The 4,897-nt window shown below is 36.4% G+C and carries 5 protein-coding genes; 2 read left to right on the top strand and 3 right to left on the bottom strand.

Translation table 11 applies throughout. The features are described 5' to 3' along the window. Positions 1-399 precede the first annotated feature (399 nt). Together FFR48_RS25415 and FFR48_RS25420 are read left to right on the top strand one after the other, a co-directional pair. Positions 400-1,452 (top strand): dipeptide epimerase, encoded by a 1,053-nt coding sequence (locus FFR48_RS25415; RefSeq protein WP_137669280.1) that lies wholly within the window; start codon positions 400-402, stop codon positions 1,450-1,452. Beyond that, positions 1,436-2,482 carry an N-acetyltransferase DgcN family protein gene (locus FFR48_RS25420; RefSeq protein ID WP_137669281.1) on the top strand — a complete coding sequence of 349 codons (1,047 nt, stop codon included), beginning with the start codon at positions 1,436-1,438 and terminating at the stop codon, positions 2,480-2,482. Before FFR48_RS25415 ends, FFR48_RS25420 begins: the two co-directional genes overlap by 17 nt. A gap of 581 nt (positions 2,483-3,063) precedes the next feature. Here the strand turns inward: FFR48_RS25420 and FFR48_RS25425 are convergent. The 3 genes from FFR48_RS25425 to FFR48_RS25435 form a co-directional block, all read right to left on the bottom strand. Next, positions 3,064-3,345: a type II toxin-antitoxin system RelE/ParE family toxin gene (locus FFR48_RS25425; RefSeq protein WP_137669284.1), complete on the bottom strand. Its 282-nt coding sequence runs from the start codon at positions 3,343-3,345 to the stop codon at positions 3,064-3,066. Further along, positions 3,326-3,556 carry a hypothetical protein gene (locus FFR48_RS25430; RefSeq protein ID WP_137669282.1) on the bottom strand — a complete coding sequence of 77 codons (231 nt, stop codon included), beginning with the start codon at positions 3,554-3,556 and terminating at the stop codon, positions 3,326-3,328. Before FFR48_RS25430 ends, FFR48_RS25425 begins: the two co-directional genes overlap by 20 nt. Positions 3,557-3,995: 439 nt before the next feature. Continuing rightward, positions 3,996-4,544 carry a hypothetical protein gene (locus FFR48_RS25435; protein WP_137669283.1) on the bottom strand — a complete coding sequence of 183 codons (549 nt, stop codon included), beginning with the start codon at positions 4,542-4,544 and terminating at the stop codon, positions 3,996-3,998. Between the last annotated feature and the right edge of the window lie 353 nt (positions 4,545-4,897).

Raw genomic sequence — 4,897 nt, forward strand, 5'->3', positions numbered from 1 at the left:
GATTGTTGTGGTGATCCTTGCTACGAAGCGGTCTTTTCTGACCAAGGTTGGGACGGTCTACCACTTCCTCTAACATACCTCTAAGATACAAGGTTGGGTTAAGCGATAGCGCAACCCAACAAAAGCTGATAAATGTTGGGTTTCGTTCCTCAACCCAACCTACAGAATTTTATTTTTTGGGTTTAACCGAAAAGTATTGGATACCGGATTTCTTCAAACAATGCAGAAGCTAATAAATTCAGGATTTATGCAAAAGGGAAAGAAAGTAAGGGTAATTCATGAATTACCCCTACGCAGGAATAAGGTTTTCAGTCACATCTTGCGTAAGTCATAAAATTATAATCTTGTTTATTTAGTGTATTATGGCTGATAAATAGTTGATAAGTATAAGTTGCTAAAATGAAAATACAAGTCAGTCAATTTACAGTTAACAAAAGATTCCCCTTAACAATAAGTAGAGGAACAACAACACAAACAACAAATATCAGCGTCAAAATCATCGAAAACGACATTGAAGGATGGGGAGAAGCATCACCCTTTGGTGTGGGAAATCACCGTCAAACCACCGAAATGATCACAGATGCCTTGCAAAAAATCACCCCTGTGTTAGAATCATACAATCCTTGGCAAAGACAGGAAATTGAAACAATTTTAACACAGTATCAAATCCCTTCCGCAGCCAAGGCAGCTATAGACATGGCGTTGTATGATTGGATGGGGAAAAGTGTAAATTTACCATTGTGGAAAATGTGGGGACTAAATCTCAATAAAATAGTACCCACATCCGTAACCATAGGTATTAACTCCCCAGAAGGTGCAGCAACCAGAACCAAAGACTGGTTAGAATATATGGATGTGAAATTATTAAAAGTGAAATTAGGAGCAAAAGAAGGAATAGAAGCAGACAGAAAAATGCTCTTAGCAGTGAAAGAAACAGCACCAGAAATAGATTTATTTGTAGATGCTAACGGAGGTTGGAGTTTAGCAGATGCAATTTCTATGTCTCTGTGGTTAGCAGATTTAGGGATAAAATATATAGAACAGCCATTACCAAGAGGTGAAGAAAATAAATTAGCCACCCTGAAAGAACATTCACCTTTACCCATCTTTGTGGATGAAAGTTGCTTTACCAGTGTGGATATTCCCCCCTTAGCAGATTATGTAGATGGAATTAATATTAAACTCATGAAATCTGGGGGTTTAAGTGAAGCTTGGAGAATGGTAAATACAGCCAAAGCACATAATTTACAAGTGATGTTTGGCTGTTATTCTGATAGTTCATTAGCCAATACAGCAGCTTCCCAACTTGCACCATTAGCAGATTATTTAGATTTAGATAGTCACTTAAATTTAATAGATGATCCTTTTGTGGGTGCATCTGTGGAAAAAGGACGAATTTTACCTAATAATTTACCAGGTTTAGGAGTACAATACAGTGCGTTTGCCACTTAATAAAAAGATAGCAATTTTATTGCATGAAGGACTGAGTGGAACTCAGGGAAAAACCGGTTTATCCATTTTACGCTATAGTGAATCACCGATAGTTGCAGTGATAGATCGGGAATGTGTAGGTAAATCTGTATCAGAGTTAACAGGAATAAAACGTGATGTTCCTGTTGTGGGTTCAGTGAGTGCAGCTTTGCAATATCAACCAGAAGTTTTAGTTATTGGTATTGCTCCCAAAGGTGGGATAATTCCTGATCATTATTGGCCAGATATCAAAGATGCACTCAAAGGGGGAATGTCTTTGGTTAATGGTCTACACACACCTTTAGGGAATATACCAGAATTAAATGCTCTCTTAAAACCAGGTTGCTTAATTTGGGATGTGCGAAAAGAACCTGCTAACTTAGAAATAGCTTCCGGGTTAGCGCGGACTCTTCCCTGTCGTCGGGTGTTGACGGTGGGAACAGATATGGCCATTGGTAAAATGTCCACCAGTTTAGAATTACATCGTTCTGCAAAATTACGGGGTTGGAAGTCGAAATTTTTAGCTACTGGTCAAACTGGGTTAATGTTAGAAGGGGATGGAGTAGCGTTAGATGCAGTGCGGGTAGACTTTGCTGCGGGTGCGGTGGAACAGTTGGTGATGCGGTTTGGTAAAAATTACGATATTCTGCAAATAGAAGGACAAGGTTCTTTATTACATCCTGGTTCAACTGCAACTTTACCTTTAATTCGGGGTTCTCAACCTACACATTTAATTTTAGTGCATCGAGCCGGACAAACTCACAATCATAATAATCCTCATGTTCCGATTCCTCCTTTACCGGAGGTAATTAAAATGTATGAAATTGTTGCTAGTGGGGTGGGTGCGTTTGCTAAAGTTCCGGTAGCGGGGATAGCTTTAAATACTAGAGATTTAGATGAAGTTGCTGCTAAAAATGCGATCGCCCAAGTTACAGATCAAACAGGTTTACCTTGTACAGATCCGGTGCGGTTTGGTGGTGAGTTGTTATTAGATGCAGTGATGGGAAGTTAGTTTAGAGATAATTATGAGTTTTTGTAGGTTGGGTTAAGCGATAGCGCAACCCAACAAAAGCTTATAAATGTTGGGTTTCGTTCCTCAACCCAACCTACAGAATTTTATTTTTTGGGCTTAACCGAAAAGTATTGAGATGCAGTGATGGGAAGTTAGTTGAGAGATAATTAGGGGTTGCTGAGAAAGTCTTTCCGTGAGGGCATAGGAGTCAGGAGTCAGGAGTCAGGAGGAGATTGGAAAATTTCTTTGCCATCTCTTGAAATCCCAAAAAATGCACACTTTTTCCGGTATACCCTTCAAAACCCTTGCACTAATTTCTGTGTTTATCAGCCTCTAACCTTTGATATATCAAGGTTTTAGGTTTATTCAGCAAACCCTAATTATGAGATGATTTAGATCCCCGACTTCTTGAATAAGTCAATAAGTTAGGGATCTAAATATTTTTCTGAATCAGGATGTCTGGTTACTGAGCGAAGTCGAAGTACAGGATTTCAGGATTTTCAGGATGAAAACTGAGATTTTATTTTAAATTACTATTAAATTATTATTAAATTACTATTAAATTACTATTAAATTACTATTTAATAAACCTCATCGTGGCTACCAATATCAATTAATAAAATAACCATTTCTAACAACTGCTCATCCTCAGATAAATTAAAAATAATTCTACAATCATAAGTCACAGAACAAGACCAAAAACCAGCTAAATCTCCTCCTAATTTATGAGACTTTAAAGATGGTGTGAAAGGATCATCTGCTAATAGCTGTAAGACATCAATAATCTTATTTTTTAATTGTGGATTTTTCTTGATAATCTTTTTAAAAGATCGCTTGAATCCACTACTCCAGACAACTTCCATCATCATCTCCTAGTAAGTCAGCGATCAAATCATCTACACTTCCCCTTTTAGCAGTACCATTGTTAAATGCTTCTGTTACTTCTTTTGCATTAGCTAAAATTTCTAAACGACGGTTTTCAATTCTTTGTTGACGGAGAAACTCAAATAAATACTCTCTGTCTTCTGTTGGTAAGTTGTCAATAGAGTTGATAATTTCCTGTAGAGTCATCATATAAAAATACCTCCCTACTATAAATTATATATCAATTAGACCTCTCCAAAATAAAATGTATTAATTTGTCATAAGTTGTAGGGGCGAAGCGAAGCCTTTAGGCGATAATTTAACGGAAAAATCAGACATCTAAAAATCCCATAATCTTCGACCTGCCCCCATAAATAGGTTCTATAATTTTTTTCTGGAGATGTCTATTAGATAATATACAAGTTAGTTTATCTTGCAAATTTTCTCAGTAATTTTCATAATATAATTTATGATACTATCAATATAGTATAATTAATTATTACTGGGAATGGAAACCCAGAGGTTCTACCTCTATAAAACCTAAATTCTCAAACCATAGGAATTAAGAGAAGTTTTCTTGCACGAATAACTTTCATCTCTTGGGAATTATCTAAAGCTAGATTTACTTTCTCTAGTATCCGCACTAATCCTAAGACTTTTGAACTACCACAGGTTTAGACTCAATTACATTAACCTGATTCTCAATTTTATAAGTTATAACTGCCTTAACTTGATCATTGCCAACGTAACCGGTTTTATTAGTTAAACGAATATCAACCACGGCATTTTCTAGTGGTTTAAGTTCGATTTTCCTTCTTTTAAATGCAAAAGGTTGTAATTTTCTATCACCAATATTGCGAATTTCAATCTTTTCAATCATGACGGTTTGATTTTTCTGTTGATGATTTTCTAAAGTTAGAAAAACAGTAGCAATACCAATATCTCGGTTAGGTTCAGGAGGAACACCTAAAGGTGATAGCTTATTTTCTTGAGATAACAAAGAAGCCTTCATCATAACTTTCTTATTTACGTTTTTTAAATTGATTGAATTGATTGAATTTAACTGTGAAGGTTGATGATAAAGAGTCTGAGATAAATTTGCGAAGGGTAGAGAAGATAAATATACAGGTAAATAATAACTATAATTTACCGGACTATGAAAACTTAGCAAACTAACCAGCAATAATAATGGTTTCATTAATATTACTCCTACTACTCCAATTATTAACATGATTATAGAAGATATTTGAGGGAGGATGTTCCCGGATTAGGGGACTTACAGCTATTTTCAGGTAAATAAACCACATTTTGATTTAGGTTTCGCGTCAACAATGTAGGGGTGTTCGCGAAGCGTGCTGGAAGCATCAGCATTCGGACAATTAATTATCGGTTTTTACCTAAGACTATCATCCGAATGCTTCGCCCTTGAGGGGGCGACAAAGGAGCTAAAGAGGTTGCTGGATAAGCATTACAGCCCTCAAACCCTGCTGATAAAATGGCATCTTATTGCGAACAGATGCCATCATTTCCAAGACCAATTCTTGGCACTCA

The organism is Sphaerospermopsis reniformis (assembly GCF_005402885.1).
GTDB classification, from domain to species: domain Bacteria; phylum Cyanobacteriota; class Cyanobacteriia; order Cyanobacteriales; family Nostocaceae; genus Sphaerospermopsis; species Sphaerospermopsis kisseleviana.